The sequence below is a fragment of the Streptomyces sp. SID13666 genome (assembly GCF_010548325.1).
GTDB classification, from domain to species: domain Bacteria; phylum Actinomycetota; class Actinomycetes; order Streptomycetales; family Streptomycetaceae; genus Actinacidiphila; species Actinacidiphila fildesensis.
The window spans coordinates 1-15,930 of the sequence record NZ_JAAGLX010000059.1 but is presented as its reverse complement, the minus strand read 5'-3'; the positions used below and the strand labels follow the sequence as shown (position 1 = coordinate 15,930).

Below are 15,930 nucleotides of genomic sequence, written 5' to 3'. Positions count from 1 at the left end.
TCGCTCACCCGCCGGACGGGGCGGAAACAGCCCGTCCGGCGGCCGGGCGCAGCACTCCCGCGCCCACCACGAGTCCCGCCGCGAGCAGCGTCACGAGGCCGAACGACGCCGTCAGGGAACTGGCGTTGGCGATGACCCCGATGGCGGCCGGGGCCACCAGTCCCGAGGTGTACGTCACGGTCGCGACTCCGGCGATTGCCTGGCTGGGCACCGGGCCGGCGTGCCCGGCCGCGGCGAAGCAGAGCGGCACGACGACCGCGATGCCCACCCCGAGCAGCGCGAAGCCGGTGATGGCCAGCGGCTGTGCGTCGGCCGCGACCACCAACAGCCCGCCCACGACGGCGAGCAGGCCGCCGGCCCGCACCGTCCGCACCGGGCCGAGCCGCCGGACCACCGCGTCCCCGGCGAGCCGGGTCGCGGCCATGGTGCAGGCGAAGGCCGTGTAACTGGCCGCGGCGACACCGGCCGAGGCGCCGGTGACATCGCGGAGGTAGACCGCGCACCAGTCCATGCTCGCGCCCTCCGCGAAGACCGCGCAGAAGCCGATCGCCCCGATGACCAGAGCGGAGCGCGGCGGCAGGGCGAACCGCGGCGGCGCCTCCGCCTCCAGTTCCGGGTGGATGTCGGGAGCGCCCGCGCAGGCGAGGTAGCCGAGCGGCACCAGTACCGCGGCCGCGACCGCCAGATGCAGCCGGGCGTCGACGCCGCCGTGCGCGGCGGCCACGCCGATCGCCGAGCCCGCCAGGGTGCCGGCGCTCCACATGCCGTGCAGCCCCGACATGATCGACTTTCCCTTGCGCTGTTCGACGTCGACGCCCAGCGCGTTCATCGCCACGTCGGCCATGCCGGACGTGGCGCCGTACACGAAGAGCAGACCGCACAGCCAGACCAGGCCGGGCGCGGCGGCGGGGGTCGCCAGTGCCGCGCACCACAGGGCCAGCAGTCCGCGCAGCGCGGCCCGGGAGCCGAACCGGTGCATGATCCGGCCGGCCAGCGGCATCGCCAGTGACGCGCCGATCGCCGGGAAGACCAGCGCCAGGCCGAGCTGGCCGGCGCTGAGGTCCAGTTGGTCCTTGATCCAGGGGATCCGGGTGGCGAAGTTGCCGGTGACCGAGCCGTGCACGGCGAACACCGTCGCGATGGCTATGTGGGCCCGGCGGAGCCCCGGTTCGGCCTTCCGCGTCACTGCACTTGTCATGGCGCGTAAACTATCAGGGAGCCTGCCTGATAGAAATGGCTTTTCGGATGCCTGTTCCACGGCCCGTGTCTGGAAGGATCCCGGCATGACCGCCACCCGCGCGCACAACGGCACCGCGCTCCCCGGCCCCACCGCCTCGCCGCGCACGGCGCGTGTCATCAACGACCGGCTGGCGCTGGGGCTGTTGCAGAGCGAGGGGCCGCTGACCGCCGCCCAGCTCAAGAACCTCACCGGGCTGTCCCGGCCCAGCGTCGCGGACCTGGTCGAGCGGCTGCAGGACGCCGGGCTGATCGAGGTCGTCGGCACGTCGGGGGACGACCGCCGCGGTCCCAACGCCCGGCTCTACGCGATCGTCGCCGACCTCGCGTACATCGCCGGAGTGGACATCCGCACCTACAGCATCGGCATCACCGTCGCCGATCTGCTCGGCCGCACCGTCGGCACCGCGGCCATGCCCGTCGGCCCGTCCGACGACCCGGAAGAGGTGACGCGGCGCGGGACGGCACTGCTGGAGCGCACCGCCCGCGAGGCGGGCGCGGGAGCGCTGCACACCGTCGCCTTCGGGGCGCCGGGCCTCGTCGACCCTGCCACCGGCCAGCTCCGCGCCACCGGCGCGCTGCCCGCCTGGCACGGCGACCTGGTCACCGAGGTACGCGGCCGGCTCGGCATCCCGGTCCTGTTGGAGAACGAGTGCAACCTGGCCGCGATAGCGGAACAGCGCGTCGGCGCGGCCCTCGGCCAGCACACCTTCGTCCTGCTGTGGCTCGGCGCGGGCGTCGGGGCGGCCGTCGTCCTCGACGGCCCGCCGCGGCGCGGCGCCTCGGGCGGTACGGGCGAGATCGGCTTCCTGCCGGTGCCCGGCACCTCGCGGCTGCCGTCCGTCACCGACTGCGAGGGCGGCTTCCACTCCCTGGCCGGCTCCGCCGCGGTCTGCGCGCTCGCGCGCCGGCACGGCTTCCCCGACCCGGGCGACGGCGTCGACACGGCCGAGGCCGCCGTCCGCTGGGCCCGCGGATCCGGGCCGGGGGAGCGGAACGCAGCGTTCCTGGACGAGCTCGCCGACCGGATCTCCATCGGCACCGCGGCGGTCTGCGCGGTGCTCGACCCCGGCTGCGTGGTGCTGGCCGGAGAGATCGGCCGGGCCGGCGGCGAGGCGCTGGCCGGCAGGGTCGCGGAGCGGCTCCCGCTGATGTCGCCGCTGAGCACCGACGTACGGGCCGGCACGGTCACCGGCAGCGCGGTCCTGCGCGGCGCCGTGCTGTCCGCCATGGACGCCGCCCAGGAGGACCTGTTCGTCCCCGCGCCGTGACCCGCACCCCTGGTCGTCCCCGTGGAAGCCCTCCCGGACCGTATTCCGGCCCCTCTCGTGAGCCAGAGCACAGTCGCCTCTCTACCGGTGCTGTGATCGGGCGTGGCAGACTGAGGGATGTATCAGTGACGTTTGCGCACTCCGGGGTCGGTGTAATTCCGAACCGGCGGTTACAGTCCGCGACCCGTCCGCAGCCAGCGGGCGGTTGACCAGGTGAAATTCCTGGACCGACGGTGAAAGTCCGGATGGGAGGCAGTGCGCGGCGGGCAATCACCGGTGCGCCGCTGCTGTCGGCTCGTCCTTCGGGCGAACCGTTTTCCGGCCTCGGCGTCTCTTGGTGCATCGTCCGCTTCCTGTCCTTCGTGACAGCCCCGGAGTCCGTGCCCTATGAGGCAGGAGGACCCGGTGGCCCCCGTTCCGGCCCACATCGCGGCAATGCGCCGAGCCATCGAGCTCGCCGCCCGCGGGCTCGGCTCCACCAGCCCCAACCCCGTCGTCGGCTGCGTCGTCCTGGACGCCGCGGGCCGCACCGTCGGTGAGGGCTGGCACCAGCGGGCCGGCGGCCCGCACGCCGAGGTCCACGCGCTGCGCGCGGCGGGGGAGTCGGCCCGCGGCGGCACCGCGCTGGTCACCCTCGAACCCTGCAACCACACCGGCCGGACCGGCCCCTGCTCCCAGGCCCTCATCGAGGCCGGCATCGCCCGTGTCGTCTACGCGTTCGCCGACCCGAACCCCGACGCCACCGGCGGTGCCGCGACCCTGCGCGCCGCGGGGGTCGACGTCGAGGGCGGACTGCTCGCCGCCGAGGCCGCCCGCGGCAACGAGGTGTGGCTGACGACCCTCGCCCGCCGCCGCCCGTTCGTGGTGTGGAAGTACGCGAGCACCCTCGACGGCCGGATCGCCGCCGCCGACGGCACCAGCCGCTGGATCACCTCCGCGGAGTCCCGCGCCGACGTCCACCGGCTGCGCGCCGAGGCGGACGCCGTCGTCGCCGGCTCCGGCACCCTGCGCGCCGACGACCCGCACCTCGCGGTGCGCGGCCTGGACGGCGCCACCCAGCCGCTGCGGGTCGTCGTCGACACCGCCGCCACCGTCAAACCCGGCGCCAGGGTGCTGGACGACGCCGCGCCCACCCTGATCGCGGTCGCCCAGGACACCGGGACCGCCCACCTGGACGGCCTCGCCGAGACCGTCCGGCTGCCCCGCGCGGCAGCCGGCCCAGGACTGGACATCCCCGCCCTGCTCACCGCCCTGTACGAGCGCGGGGTCCGCTCCGTGCTCCTGGAGGGCGGCCCGACCCTGGCCGGCGCCTTCGTGGCCGCGGGCGCCGTCGACAAGGTCGTCGGCTATCTCGCACCCGTTCTGCTCGGCGCCGGACCCACCGCGCTGGCCGACGCCGGAATCACCACCATCACGCAGGCGTTGCGGCTCGATGTGACCGAGACGGTACGCATCGGTCCCGACCTCCGCATCACCGCTTATCCCCACGCCGAGGAGAACTGAGTGTTCACCGGAATCGTCGAAGAACTGGGCGAGATCACCGCAGTCGAGGAGCTGGCCGACGCCAGCCGCTTCCGGGTGCGCGGCCCTGTCGTCACCGAAGGCGCCAAGCACGGCGACTCGATCGCCGTCAACGGCGTCTGTCTCACCGTCGTGGACTTCGGGGACGGCGAGTTCACCGCCGACGTGATGGCCGAGACGCTCAGCCGCTCCAGCCTCGGCGCGCTGGCCGCCGGCTCCCGCGTCAACCTGGAGCGCCCGATGGCGCTCGGCGGCCGGCTCGGCGGCCACCTCGTCCAGGGCCATGTGGACGGCACCGGCACCATCGTCGAGCGCAAGCCGGCCGAGCACTGGGAGATCGTCAAGGTCTCGCTGCCCGCCGAGCTGACCCGCTACGTCGTCGAGAAGGGCTCGATCACCGTCGACGGCATCAGCCTCACCGTGGTCGACGCGGGCCCCGACTACTTCACCATCAGCCTCATCCCGACCACCCTCGCGCTCACCACGCTCGGCTTCAAGCAGCCCGGCGACCCGGTCAACCTCGAGGTGGACGTACTCGCCAAGTACGTCGAGCGGCTGCTCGGCGCCAACCGGACGGAGACCACGCCATGAGTGCGCTGGACTGGCTCAACGGCGAGGCGTTCACCGCGTTCGACCAGCACATCCTCCGGTCGGACATGGCGGGGAACCTGCTCGGTCTGGGCGCCCTGGCGCTCGGCTGGCGGCGTTCCCTGCTGACCTGGCCGGTACAGCTGCTCTCCGGCCTCGTGCTGGTCGCCGCCTACGCCTCCGCGCACCTCAGCGGCGGTATCGGCAAGCAGATCGTGGTCGTCACCGTCGCGGTGTGGGGCTGGGCCCAGTGGCGGCGCGGCGGTGCCACGAAGGGCCGGCTGGCCATCCGCTTCGCCACCTGGACCGAGCGGGCGTGGCTGGTGGCCGGCACCGCCGCGGGCACCGTCGCCCTGGCGCTGCTCTTCACCGCCTACCCGAAGCTGTCCTGGGACCCGTGGCCCGACGCGTACATCTTCGTCGGCACGCTGACCGCCATGGTCGCCCAGGCCCGTGGCTGGGTGGAGTTCTGGTTCGCGTGGCTCGCCGTCGACGTGGTCGGTGTCCCCCTCGCCTTCAACAACGGGCTGGCCTTCTCGGGCCTGGTCTATGTCATCTACTTCGTCCTGGTCGTCCTCGGTCTGCGCGCCTGGTGGCTGCAGACCCGGACGGACAGGACGCCGAGCGGGACCGTCCCGGATGGAGCCACAGCATGACCGCGCTGCAGACTTGGTACGCCGACCACGACGGTGATCTCGCGCTCGACCCGGTCGAACGGGCCATCGCCGACATCGCCGCCGGCCGTCCCGTCGTCGTCGTCGACGACGAGGACCGTGAGAACGAGGGCGATCTCATCATCGCCGCCGAGAAGGCCACCCCTGAGCTGGTCGCCTTCATGATGAGCGAGTGCCGCGGGCTGATCTGCGTGCCGATGGAGGTCCCGGAGCTCGACCGGCTGGAACTGCCGCAGATGGTCGAGGCCAACACCGAGTCGATGAAGACCGCGTTCACCGTCTCGGTCGACGCGAGCGCCGCGCACGGCGTGACCACCGGCATCTCCGCCGCCGACCGGGCCACCACCATCCGGATGCTCGCCGACCCCGCCTCCGTAGCGGGCGACTTCGTGCGCCCCGGCCATGTCTTCCCGCTGCGCGCCCGCCCGGGCGGCGTCCTGGTCCGCAACGGCCACACCGAGGCCGGGGTCGACCTGGCGCGGCTGGCGGGACTGCGGCCGGCCGCGGCCATCGTGGAGATCGCCCGTGAGGACGGCACCATGGCCCGGCTCCCCGAGCTGGTGCCGTTCGCCCGCAAGCACGGCCTGTCGATCATCTCCATAGAGGATCTGATCGCCTACCGCCGGGCGTCCGAGCCCACCGTGCGCCGCGAGGCCGCGACCCGGCTGCCCACCGCCTTCGGCGACTTCCGGGCGTACGGCTACCGCAGCACCACCGACGGCATCGAGCACATCGCGCTCATCGCCGGTGACCTCGACGCGACCGGCGCCCTCGCCGACGGCGACGACGTCCTGGTGCGGGTGCACTCCGAATGCCTCACCGGCGATGTCTTCGGCTCGCAGCGCTGCGACTGCGGACCGCAGCTCCAGGCGTCGCTCGAAAGGGTGGCTTCCGAGGGCCGCGGTGTCGTCGTCTATCTGCGGGGCCACGAGGGCCGCGGCATCGGCCTGCTGTCGAAGCTGCGCGCGTACGAGCTCCAGGAGCGCGGCCGCGACACCCTGGACGCCAACCTGGAACTGGGCCTGCCCGCCGACGCCCGCGACTACGGCGCCGCCGCGCAGATGCTCACCGACCTCGGTGTGCGGTCGGTGCGGCTGCTGACGAACAACCCGGAGAAGGTCGACGCGCTCACCCGCCACGGCCTGAAGGTCCTCGCCCGCGAGCCGATGGCCGTCGTGGCGGGGGAGCACAATCTGCGGTACCTGCGCACCAAGCGGGACCGGATGGGCCACGACCTGCCGTGGCTCGACCCGGTCGTGACCAGCCCCTGCGGCAACCAGTAGCGGCGGCGAACCACCCGCACTACCACCCGCACCACCCCGCACGACCCCGTACGACCCCGTACGACCAGTACGACGAGCACCGGAACTGAGGAGAGACGTGAGCGGTAAGGGCGCCCCCGAGCTGACCGTGAAGAACTGCGGTGACCTGCGCGTGGCAGTGATCGCGGCCCAGTGGCACGTTCAGGTCATGGACGGCCTGGTCGAGGGCGCGCTGCGCGCCCTGGCCGAGCTGGGCATCGACGAGCCGACCGTCCTGCGGGTGCCCGGCAGCTTCGAGCTGCCGGTCGTCGCCAAGGTGCTGGCGGGCCGCGGCTACGACGCGATCGTCGCCCTCGGCGTGATCATCCGCGGTGGCACCCCGCACTTCGAGTACGTCAGCCACGGTGTCACCGCCGGCCTCACCCAGGTCAGCGTGGACACCGGGGTGCCCGTCGGCTTCGGCGTGCTGACCTGCGACACCGAGGAGCAGGCGCTGGACCGGGCCGGACTGCCCGGGTCGAACGAGGACAAGGGCCACGAAGCGGTCACCGCCGCGGTGGCCACCGCGACCATCCTGCGTTCAGTATCCGAACCCTGGCGCTGAGCGTCCGGCACTTCCGCGTAGGGTGTGAGCCACCATGGCCAAGAAGACATTCGAGGAGCTCTTCACCGAGCTCCAGCACAAGGCCGCCACCGGCGACCCCAGTACTTCCCGCACCGCCGAGCTGGTGGGCAGCGGTGTGCATGCGATCGGCAAGAAGGTGGTCGAAGAGGCCGCCGAGGTGTGGATGGCCGCCGAGTACGAAGGCGCCGACCGCACCGCCGAGGAGATCTCCCAGCTGCTCTACCACCTGCAGGTGATGATGGTCGCCCGGGGCATCTCCCTGGACGACGTCTACGCTCATCTCTGAGCCGGCACCCGCACCGCACCGCCGCTCGCGTCCCGAACACCCCGAACCGCAAAGGAAGCTGTCCTCATGCTGCGCATCGCCGTTCCCAACAAGGGTTCACTCTCCGGGCCTGCGTCGGCGATGCTCCATGAGGCCGGCTACCGGCAGCGCAAGGAGTCCAAGGAGCTCGTCCTCGTCGACAGCGACAACGACGTGGAGTTCTTCTACCTGCGGCCGCGCGACATCGCGATCTACGTCAGCTCCGGCCGGCTCGACATCGGCATCACCGGCCGTGACCTGCTGCTGGACTCGGGCGCGGACGCCGAGGAGATCCTCCAGCTCGGCTTCGCCCGCTCCACATTCCGCTACGCCGCGGAGCCGGGAACGGCGGAGTCGGTCAAGGACCTCGGGGGCATGACGGTCGCCACCTCCTACGAGGGCGTCGTCGAGAAGCACCTGGCCGACAACGGCATCGACGCCTCCGTCGTGCACCTGGACGGCGCCGTCGAGACCGCGATCCAGCTGGGCGTCGCCCAGGTCATCGCGGACGTCGTCGAGACCGGCACCTCGCTGCGCAACGCGGGGCTGGCGGTCTTCGGCGAGCCGATCATGGAGTCCGAGGCGGTCGTCATCCGCCGTACGGGTGTGGACGGCGAGGACCCCAAGGTCGCGCAGTTCCTGCGCCGGCTGCAGGGCGTCCTGGTCGCCCGCCGCTACGTGATGATGGACTACGACATCCGCGTGGAGCAGGTCGAGCGGGCCGTGGCCCTCACCCCGGGCCTGGAGTCGCCGACCGTCTCGCCGCTGCACCACGAGGGCTGGGTCGCCGTCCGCGCCATGGTCCCCAGCCGCGACGCCCAGCGGATCATGGACGAGCTGTACGAGCTCGGCGCCCGCGCGATCCTCACCACCGGCATCCACGCCGCGCGCCTGTGATGTCCGGCAAGCCCGGCCCGTCCGCCGCCGCGGTCCTGCCCGAGCTGCCCGTCACCTTCCGTCCGGTCCGCACCCGCGTGGTGCTGCTGACGGTCGGGGCGGGCCTGCTCGTCGTGCTCACCGCCGTCGCCCTGATGATGCCCAGCGACGGAGCGCAGCCCTGGGGCCCGGGGGACCGGGCCACCATGATCATCACCGGACTGCTGATCTTCGCGCTGCTCGCGGTGCTCAGCCGGCCCAAGGTGGTCGCGGACGACGACGGGATCACCGTGGTGAACCTGGTCGCCAGCCGCCGGCTGGAATGGGCCGAGGTCGTCAAGGTCAATCTGCGGACCGGCGACCCGTGGGTCTATCTCGACCTCACCGACGGCACCAGCCTGGCCGCGATGGGCATCCAGCCCGGTGGCGGCCGGGACCAGGCGGTCCGCGCCGCCCGCCAGTTGCGGGCGCTGGCCGAAGCGCGCGGCACAGGGCAGCCCGGCACCAGGTAGGGCTGCCGACCGAGCCCCGCTCTTGATTACTCTGGAGTCGGGCAGTGCTTCCGCAGACTGCCCGCGGGGCCCCACCGACCCAAGGAGTGACACCCAAACGACGATGTCCAAATCGTCTGGTAGTACCTGCGCCGCCCCTCCCTCCAGCGGAGTTCCCGTAATTCCCGGAGCGGCGGCATGAGCACCTCGTTGTTGCTGCTGTGTGCGGCATTCGTCCTGATCCTCGCCAACGGCTTCTTCGTCGCCGCCGAATTCGGTCTGGTGACCGTCGACCGGCCGGCCGCGGAACGCGCCGCCGCCGAGGGCGACCGCCGGGCCCGGAGCGTGGTGGCCGCGCTGCGGAAGCTGTCGTTCCAGCTCTCCGGCACCCAGCTGGGCATCACCATCACCTCGCTGGTGGTCGGCATGCTCGCCGAACCGGCGCTGGCCCAGCTGCTCACCGGCCCGCTCACCTCGGCCGGACTGCCCGAGCGCGCCGCCCCCGGGGTCGGTGTCGTCATCGGCATGATGCTCGCCTCGGCCGTCCAGATGGTCGTCGGCGAGCTCGTCCCCAAGAACTGGGCGGTCTCCCGCCCGCTGCAGGTGGCCCGGTTCGTGGCCGGCCCGCAGCGGGTGTTCTCCACCGCCTTCCGGCCGGTCATCGAAGTGCTCAACCGGATCGCCAACCGGCTGGTGCGGATGCTCGGCGTCGAGCCCGCCGACGAGCTGGCCTCGGCCCGCACCCCCAGCGAACTGGTCTCCCTCGCCCGGCACTCGGCGCAGGCCGGCACCCTGGAGCAGGACACCGCCGACCTGTTCGTCCGTACCCTGTCGCTCGGCGACCTGACGGCCGCCAACGTAATGACGCCCCGGGTCCGGGTCAGCGCGCTGGAGGACACCGCCACCGCCGCCGACGTCCTCAACCTCACCCGGGCCACCGGCCTGTCCCGCTTCCCGGTCTACCGGGAACGGCTGGACGACATCATCGGGATGGTCCACCTCAAGAACGCCCTCGCCGTCGCCGCCCCGCTGCGCGACCGCACCCCGGTGGGCCGGATCTCGGTCTCGCCGCTGCTGGTCCCCGAGACGCTGGCGGGCCGGCAGCTGCTGCAACTGCTGCGCAGCCAGCAGCCGATCGCCGTCGTCGTCGACGAGTACGGCGGCACGGCCGGTGTCGTGACCCTGGAGGACATCATCGAGGAACTCGTCGGCGAGGTGCGCGACGAGCACGACGCCGTGGACCTGCCGGAACTGGCACAGGCCGCGGCCGAGGACGGCCTGCCGGCCTGGGACGCCGACGGCGGCTGCCGGGTGGACACGCTCGCCCGGATCGGGCTGCAGGCCCCGGAGGGCCCGTACGAGACGGTCGCCGGGCTCGTCGCCGACCTGCTGGCGCGGATCCCCGAACCCGGTGACACCGCGGTGCTGCCCGACTGGGAGCTGCGGGTGCGGGAGGTCTCCCACCACCGGGCGGAACGGGTGCGCATCGTGCGCACCGGCCCCGGTGCCGGCACCCAGGACGAACAGGGGGGCGCCCGATGAGCGTCCTCCAACTGCTCTTCGCCGTCCTGCTGGTGCTCGCCAACGGCTTCTTCGTCGGCGCGGAGTTCGCCCTGGTCTCGGTACGCCGCAGCCAGATCGAACCGCTCGCCGCGGAACACCGGCGGGCCCGTACCGTCCTGTACGGGCTGGAGAACCTGCCGCGCATGATGGCGGCGGCCCAGTTCGGCATCACCGTCTGCTCACTCACCCTGGGAGCGGTCGCCGAGCCGACCATCTCCCATCTGCTGGAACCGCTCTTCGAGGCCGCGCAGATGCCCGAGGGGCTGGCGCACGCGCTCGGGTACGTCCTGGCGCTCGCGGTGGTGGTCTCGCTGCACCTGGTGATCGGCGAAATGGTGCCGAAGAACCTGGCGATGGCCGCCCCGGAGAAGACCGCGCTGTGGCTCAGCCCCGGACTCGTCGCCTTCGCCCGGGTGTTCCGGCCGGTGATCACCGTACTGGGCAGCTGCGCGCGGGTGATCCTGAAGCTGTTCCGGGTCGAGCCGAAGGACGAGGTCGACTCCGTTTTCACCAGCGAGGAGCTGACGGTGCTCGTCGAGGACGCCCGGCGGGCCGGGCTGCTCGACCACGACGAGCAGGAACGCCTGGAGGACGCCCTGGAGCTGGGCACCCGCCCGGTCATCGAGGTGCTGCTGCGCCCCGCCGAGCTGATCACGGTGGATCCGTCGGTGACCCCGCGCCAGGTCGAGGAACTCACCGTGCACACCGGGTACTCACGGTTCCCGGTGGCCGGCCCCGACGGCGCCTATCTGGGCTATCTGCACGTCAAGGACGTCCTGGACGTCGAGGACGGCAGCCACCCGGTGCCGCAGCGGCTCTGGCGCCCGATGGCGACGCTCCGCGCCGACCTGCCGCTGGACGACGCGCTCACCCAGATGCGGCGGGCGGCGTCGCACCTCGCGGCGGTCGCGGACGCCGACGGGCGCCCGATCGGACTGGTCGCGCTGGAGGACGTCCTGGAGATGCTGGTCGGCGAGGTGCGCGACCCGGCGCACCGCGAGCTGCCGACGATCGCCGGACGGACCTGACGCCTGGCGTTCGCCACCCGTGGCGGACCGGCCTACTCGGCCGGTTCGCCCGGCGGCACCCCCGGGCCGCGCCCCGACAGCACCTCGCCGTAGGCCTGCATCAGGTCCGGGAGCCGCAGCGTCGACAGATCGTCGCGGTTGGGGGAGCCGGGGTAGTCCGACAGCCGCAGATCGCGATAGGCGCAGCTCTTCTCGTACAGGGTGCGCAGCAGCCGGCCGTTGCCCAGCTCGTCTATCCAGCCCTGGTCGACGACATGGGCGCTGATCGCCCGCAGTTCCTCCAGCGCCTCCTCGTCCCAGTGGTCGCCGTTGTCCGCGGCGAGGACCTCGCCGATCCGGGTCAGCTCCAGCGGCCGGTAGCTGGGGAAGTCGACCCGGGTGGTGAAGCGGGAGCTGAGCCCGGGGTTCACCGCCAGCAGCCGGTCCATGCCCTCCGGATAGCCGGCGAGGATCACCACGAGGCGGTCGCGGTTGTCCTCGGCGCGCTTGAGGAGCACCTGGAGCGCCTCGTCGCCGTAGGCGTCGCCCTTGGAGTAGCCGGAGTTGGACAGGGCGTACGCCTCGTCCACGAAGAGCACCCCGCCGAGCGCGGAATCGATCAGCTCGTTGGCCTTGACCGCGGTCTGCCCCAGGAACTCGCCCACCAGGTCGGACCGCTGGGCCTCGACGAGATGATCGCCGCCGAGCAGCCCCAGCGCGTAGAAGACCCGGCCGAGTATCCGCGCCACGGTGGTCTTGCCGGTGCCGGAGGGGCCGGAGAAGACGAAGTGACGCTTGGGGGGCTGCACCGGCAGGCCCTGGCCGGCCCGCAGCCGGGCCATCCGCAGTTGCGCCGACAGCGCCCGCACCTGCCGCTTCACCGGCTCCAGCCCGACCATGCGGTCCAGTTCGGCGAGTGCCTGGCCGAGCAGCATCGGGTCCGGCGCCGTCATCGACAGCGGGGGCGGCAACGCCATGGACGCCACCCCGGCCTTCTCCCGTACGTCGTCGTCCGGCGGGCCGAGCGTCAGCGCGGGCTCCTCCAGTTCGGTGCCGGGGCCGCGGCCGTCCATCGGTTCGCCGGTCAGCAGGGCGGAGTCCGGGCCGTCCAGCACATCGGGGGAGGCCTGGCCGAGGCCGGACAGCGAGACGGCCGCCAGACCGGCGCCCGCGCCCTCGTCGAGCCCGTCGGACTCGTTGATCGCGGCCAGCCGGGCGGCGGTGTCCATGAACGCCGGGTCCACCCGGTGCACCGCCCGGTACAGCGGCAGCGCAGCGGCGGTGCGGCCGGTGCCCTCGTAGGCGCGGGCCAGCCAGTAGCGCAGCTCCTTGCGCTGCGGCTGCTCGCTGCGGCAGCGCATCAGCGCGGCGGCCAGCAGCGGTTCGGCCTGCCCGCACAGCTCCAGCCGGACGCGGGCCATGCCGCCGAACAGGCCCGCCTCGATGCCGAGCACCGGATCGCCCAGCAGCGGCTCGGTGTTGCGGACCAGCTGCTCCCAGTCCTTGACCAGATAGGCCCGGCAGGCGTGCAGAAAGCGCACCTGCCGGTCGGTGTCGACGGGCGGGCACTCGGCCAGCGCGCGGTCCAGCTCGGCGACATGCCGGCCGTCCAGCCAGTGCGAGGCGTGCGCGAGCAGCAGATCGCGGTCCGACTCCAGCACCGGCTGCACCCACCAGCCGAGCCAGTACCAGGAGTTGATCGACCGCCGGTGGGCCCGGCGCTCCTCGCCGAAGCGGTCCCGGTGGCGGTACATCTGCAGCAGCGCCGTCGAGGTGTCCGCGCGCAGCGCGTGCAGGCCAAGCCAGGCGTCCGCCATGCCCGGATCGAGCCGGACGGCGGCCCGGAACTCCTCCTCGGCCTGCGCGTACGCCCCGACGGTGTAGGCGTCCACGGCGCGCAGCCAGGCGAGGCCGGCGGGGGCGCCCGAGCGCTCTGTCCCGAAGTCCATCAGGTCCCCACCAACCGTTCCCCCGCGGCTTGCTGCTGTACCCCGTCCCAACCCTGAGGACCGGGACGGGAGTTGGCGCATGGGAGTCGTGCCCCCACCTGCCACCGCACCCCGTTCGCATCGTACCTGCGATGACGTCGGTGCCGTAGAGCGGCGCAGCGGTCCCCTCGGCCCCGCGCCGTTCGACGCACGGACTCCGGGTGGTGACAGTGGGTGAGGAAAAGGCGGCCCCAGGGGCCCGGTGGACCGGGCCGGGACGCAGCGAAGCCCCCGGTCACGGGGGAACAACCGGGGGCTTCGGATCATGGGAGCGGCCCGCACTGACCGCTTATTGAGAACGTAATTCCTGTACACCCCCCCGGTCAAGCCGCTCCGGAGGGCTCCGTGAGGGCCTTCTGGAAGTGGCAGCGCACCGGCGGTAATCGGTCACCGTCCGTGAGGGATCATGGTGTTCGGGAGTGCCTCCCGGGCCCCGGAAGCATCTCGTATCCCTCTGGTCTCAGCAGTACCAGATGGTCCGCGAACGGCTGTGAGGGATCGGACACGAAGTGCGCGTCCTGCGCGCGCATCCAGGAGGACCAGAACGCGTTCATCTCCGGGCCGTCCCGCAGCTGTCCGCGGTCCCTGGCCGTGTCACGGGGGACCTCGAGCCACAGCAGGTGCGACAGCAGCGGTCGGAGGGCGGCCCGTCCGCTTCCGACGCCCTCCAGGAGGACGACGGGTGCGGGGGGCACCTCGCGGACGCCGTCGAAGCGCCGCCGCGTCCAGTCGTAGACGCCGTGCCGTGCCGTCCGGCCGGCGGCCAGCGGCTCCAGGACCTGCTCCCGCAGCCGGCCGGTCCACGCGAACAGCTCGTCATGGGTGGCCAGATCGTCCAGATGGACGACGGGCGCCCCGCCGAGCGCGCCGGCGAGCCGGGCGGCGTACGTGGTCTTGCCGGAACCGGCGTGCCCGTCCACGGCGACGATCCGGACCGGGCCGCACGACGGCGGCAGCTCCCGCAGATGCGCGGCGAACTCCGCGAGCGGGTCGCTCGGGGCGGGGGCGGCTTGATCGTTCATCGGGCCCAGCGTAGCGAGCCCTGAGCACGGCGCGGCCGGGGCCGCGACGCGTCCTGCCGGCCGGCCTCCGCCGGACGCCAGGGGCGTCTACCGTGTGACGCGTGACCGACTCCTCAGCTTCCGCCGCCGACTCCGCCGGGCTGTATCCGGCCGAGCGCCTCGAACTCGCCCGCAAGGCCGCCGCCGGCGCGGGTCTGGACGCCCTGCTCATCTCGCCGGGCGCCGATCTACGCTACCTCACCGGCTATCAGGCGCTGCCGCTGGAGCGCCTCACCTGCCTGGTGGTGCCCACCGAGGGCGACGCGTTCCTCGTCGTCCCCGCCCTGGAGCGGCCGGCCGCGCTGGCCTCGCCCGTCGGCGGCCTCGGTATCGACATCACCGGCTTCGCCGAGACCGACAACGCCTACGAGCTGATCGCCGGCCGGCTGCCGGCCGGCGCCCGCCGGGTCGCCGTCGACAACCACATGTGGGCCGAGAAGCTGCTCGCCTTCACCGCCGCGCTGCCGCGGGCCGAGGCGGTGCTGGCCGGCGAGGTGCTGCAGGAGCTGCGGATGCGCAAGAGCCCGGCCGAGGTGGCGGCGCTGCGGCGGGCCGGGGCCGCGATCGACCGGGTGCACCGCAGGATGGGCGAGTGGCTGCGGCCCGGCCGCACCGAGCGCGAGATCGCCCGCGACATCGCGGACGCGATCCTCGCGACCGACCATGTCACCGTCGATTTCGTCATCGTCGCCTCGGGACCCAACGGCGCGAGCCCGCACCACGAGGTCTCCGACCGGTTCGTCCGGGCCGGCGATCCCGTCGTGGTCGACATCGGCGGCACCACCGAGGACGGCTACTGCTCCGACTCGACGCGCACCTACGCCGTCGGCGAGCCGCACCCCGACTTCCGGGAGCTGTACGACGTGCTGCAGCGCGCCCAGCACGCGCAGGTCGAGGCGGTGCGCCCGGGGATCACCGCCGAGGCGCTGGACGCCGTCGGCCGCGACATCATCGCCGGCGCCGGTTACGGCGAGCACTTCATCCACCGCACGGGGCACGGCATCGGCCTGGAGACGCACGAGGAGCCGTACATCGTGGCGGGCAGCAAGCGCCCGCTCGAGCCAGGGATGGCGTTCTCCATCGAACCCGGCATCTACCTCCCCGGCCGGTTCGGTGCCCGGATCGAGGACATCGCGGTCTGCACCGAGAACTCCGGCGAGCGGCTGAACCTGACGGGCCGTGACCTCGTGGTCCTGCCGGGATAGCGTCAGTGGTCTGTTCCAATGTTGGTCGGTGGCACGCGCCGGAAACCCTGGCAGAAAGGCCGGAGGAGCCGCGATAGTAAGGCGCATCCGCCGCGGGCCCGCCGACGCGGCCGGACCGACTCCGTCGTTCACAGCGAGGGGAACACCGCCATGACCAGACCCGCTCCGCGGCGCACCGTCCTGGCCGCCGCGCTCGCCGCGGTGGCCGCCACCGCGGCCGCTCCCGCGACCCGGGCAGCCGCCGCCCCGCGAGCCGCC

The 15,930-nt window shown here is 72.9% G+C and carries 15 protein-coding genes and 1 riboswitch; of the genes, 12 read left to right on the top strand and 3 right to left on the bottom strand.

All coding sequences use genetic code 11. The annotated features are described in order from the left end of the window. Positions 1-4: 4 nt before the first annotated feature. A complete protein-coding gene (locus G3I60_RS39280; RefSeq protein WP_164608359.1) occupies positions 5-1,198 on the bottom strand; it encodes an MFS transporter in 1,194 nt (397 codons plus the stop codon). 85 nt (positions 1,199-1,283) lie between these two features. On the opposite strand from G3I60_RS39280, the gene G3I60_RS39275 reads away from it, so the two are divergent. The 11 genes from G3I60_RS39275 to G3I60_RS39225 all read left to right on the top strand — a co-directional run bounded on the left by G3I60_RS39275 (position 1,284) and on the right by G3I60_RS39225 (position 11,439). Then, a complete protein-coding gene (locus G3I60_RS39275) occupies positions 1,284-2,507 on the top strand; it encodes an ROK family transcriptional regulator (protein WP_164608358.1) in 1,224 nt (407 codons plus the stop codon). Positions 2,508-2,639: 132 nt separating this feature from the next. Further along, a riboswitch (FMN riboswitch) is annotated at positions 2,640-2,770 on the top strand. Positions 2,771-2,894: 124 nt separating this feature from the next. After that, positions 2,895-4,010: a bifunctional diaminohydroxyphosphoribosylaminopyrimidine deaminase/5-amino-6-(5-phosphoribosylamino)uracil reductase RibD gene (gene ribD, locus G3I60_RS39270; protein ID WP_164298283.1), complete on the top strand. Its 1,116-nt coding sequence runs from the start codon at positions 2,895-2,897 to the stop codon at positions 4,008-4,010. Further along, a complete protein-coding gene (locus G3I60_RS39265; RefSeq protein WP_138353022.1) occupies positions 4,011-4,619 on the top strand; it encodes a riboflavin synthase in 609 nt (202 codons plus the stop codon). Beyond that, the gene (locus tag G3I60_RS39260) at positions 4,616-5,272 is read left to right on the top strand and encodes a nicotinamide mononucleotide transporter family protein (RefSeq protein ID WP_138353023.1); all 657 of its coding nucleotides are present in this window, start codon (positions 4,616-4,618) and stop codon (positions 5,270-5,272) included. Before G3I60_RS39265 ends, G3I60_RS39260 begins: the two co-directional genes overlap by 4 nt. Further along, on the top strand, positions 5,269-6,573 hold the full coding sequence (locus tag G3I60_RS39255; RefSeq protein WP_138353024.1) for a bifunctional 3,4-dihydroxy-2-butanone-4-phosphate synthase/GTP cyclohydrolase II: 1,305 nt from the start codon (positions 5,269-5,271) through the stop codon (positions 6,571-6,573). The genes G3I60_RS39260 and G3I60_RS39255 overlap by 4 nt, the downstream gene beginning before the upstream one ends. 97 nt (positions 6,574-6,670) lie before the next feature. Beyond that, positions 6,671-7,156: a 6,7-dimethyl-8-ribityllumazine synthase gene (ribH, locus tag G3I60_RS39250; RefSeq protein WP_138353025.1), complete on the top strand. Its 486-nt coding sequence runs from the start codon at positions 6,671-6,673 to the stop codon at positions 7,154-7,156. A 34-nt stretch (positions 7,157-7,190) separates the two neighbouring features. Further along, the gene (locus G3I60_RS39245) at positions 7,191-7,463 is read left to right on the top strand and encodes a phosphoribosyl-ATP diphosphatase (RefSeq protein WP_138353026.1); all 273 of its coding nucleotides are present in this window, start codon (positions 7,191-7,193) and stop codon (positions 7,461-7,463) included. A 66-nt stretch (positions 7,464-7,529) separates the two neighbouring features. Continuing rightward, positions 7,530-8,378, top strand: a complete 849-nt coding sequence (gene hisG, locus G3I60_RS39240; protein ID WP_138353027.1) for an ATP phosphoribosyltransferase — start codon at positions 7,530-7,532, stop codon at positions 8,376-8,378. Beyond that, the gene (locus G3I60_RS39235; protein ID WP_138353028.1) at positions 8,378-8,869 is read left to right on the top strand and encodes a PH domain-containing protein; all 492 of its coding nucleotides are present in this window, start codon (positions 8,378-8,380) and stop codon (positions 8,867-8,869) included. The genes hisG and G3I60_RS39235 overlap by 1 nt, the downstream gene beginning before the upstream one ends. A 177-nt stretch (positions 8,870-9,046) precedes the next feature. Further along, positions 9,047-10,390, top strand: a complete 1,344-nt coding sequence (locus G3I60_RS39230; protein ID WP_164298281.1) for a hemolysin family protein — start codon at positions 9,047-9,049, stop codon at positions 10,388-10,390. Next, positions 10,387-11,439: a hemolysin family protein gene (locus G3I60_RS39225; protein WP_164298280.1), complete on the top strand. Its 1,053-nt coding sequence runs from the start codon at positions 10,387-10,389 to the stop codon at positions 11,437-11,439. Before G3I60_RS39230 ends, G3I60_RS39225 begins: the two co-directional genes overlap by 4 nt. Positions 11,440-11,471: 32 nt before the next feature. Here G3I60_RS39225 and G3I60_RS39220 read toward each other — a convergent pair whose 3' ends face one another. Together G3I60_RS39220 and G3I60_RS39215 are read right to left on the bottom strand one after the other, a co-directional pair. Next, positions 11,472-13,367 carry an AAA family ATPase gene (locus tag G3I60_RS39220; protein WP_138353031.1) on the bottom strand — a complete coding sequence of 632 codons (1,896 nt, stop codon included), beginning with the start codon at positions 13,365-13,367 and terminating at the stop codon, positions 11,472-11,474. Between the two features lie 443 nt (positions 13,368-13,810). Further along, the gene (locus G3I60_RS39215; protein ID WP_164298278.1) at positions 13,811-14,428 is read right to left on the bottom strand and encodes a uridine kinase; all 618 of its coding nucleotides are present in this window, start codon (positions 14,426-14,428) and stop codon (positions 13,811-13,813) included. Positions 14,429-14,529: 101 nt separating this feature from the next. On the opposite strand from G3I60_RS39215, the gene G3I60_RS39210 reads away from it, so the two are divergent. Then, positions 14,530-15,672, top strand: coding sequence for a Xaa-Pro peptidase family protein (locus tag G3I60_RS39210; RefSeq protein ID WP_164298276.1), 1,143 nt, complete (start codon positions 14,530-14,532; stop codon positions 15,670-15,672). The last annotated feature ends 258 nt before the right edge of the window (positions 15,673-15,930 follow it).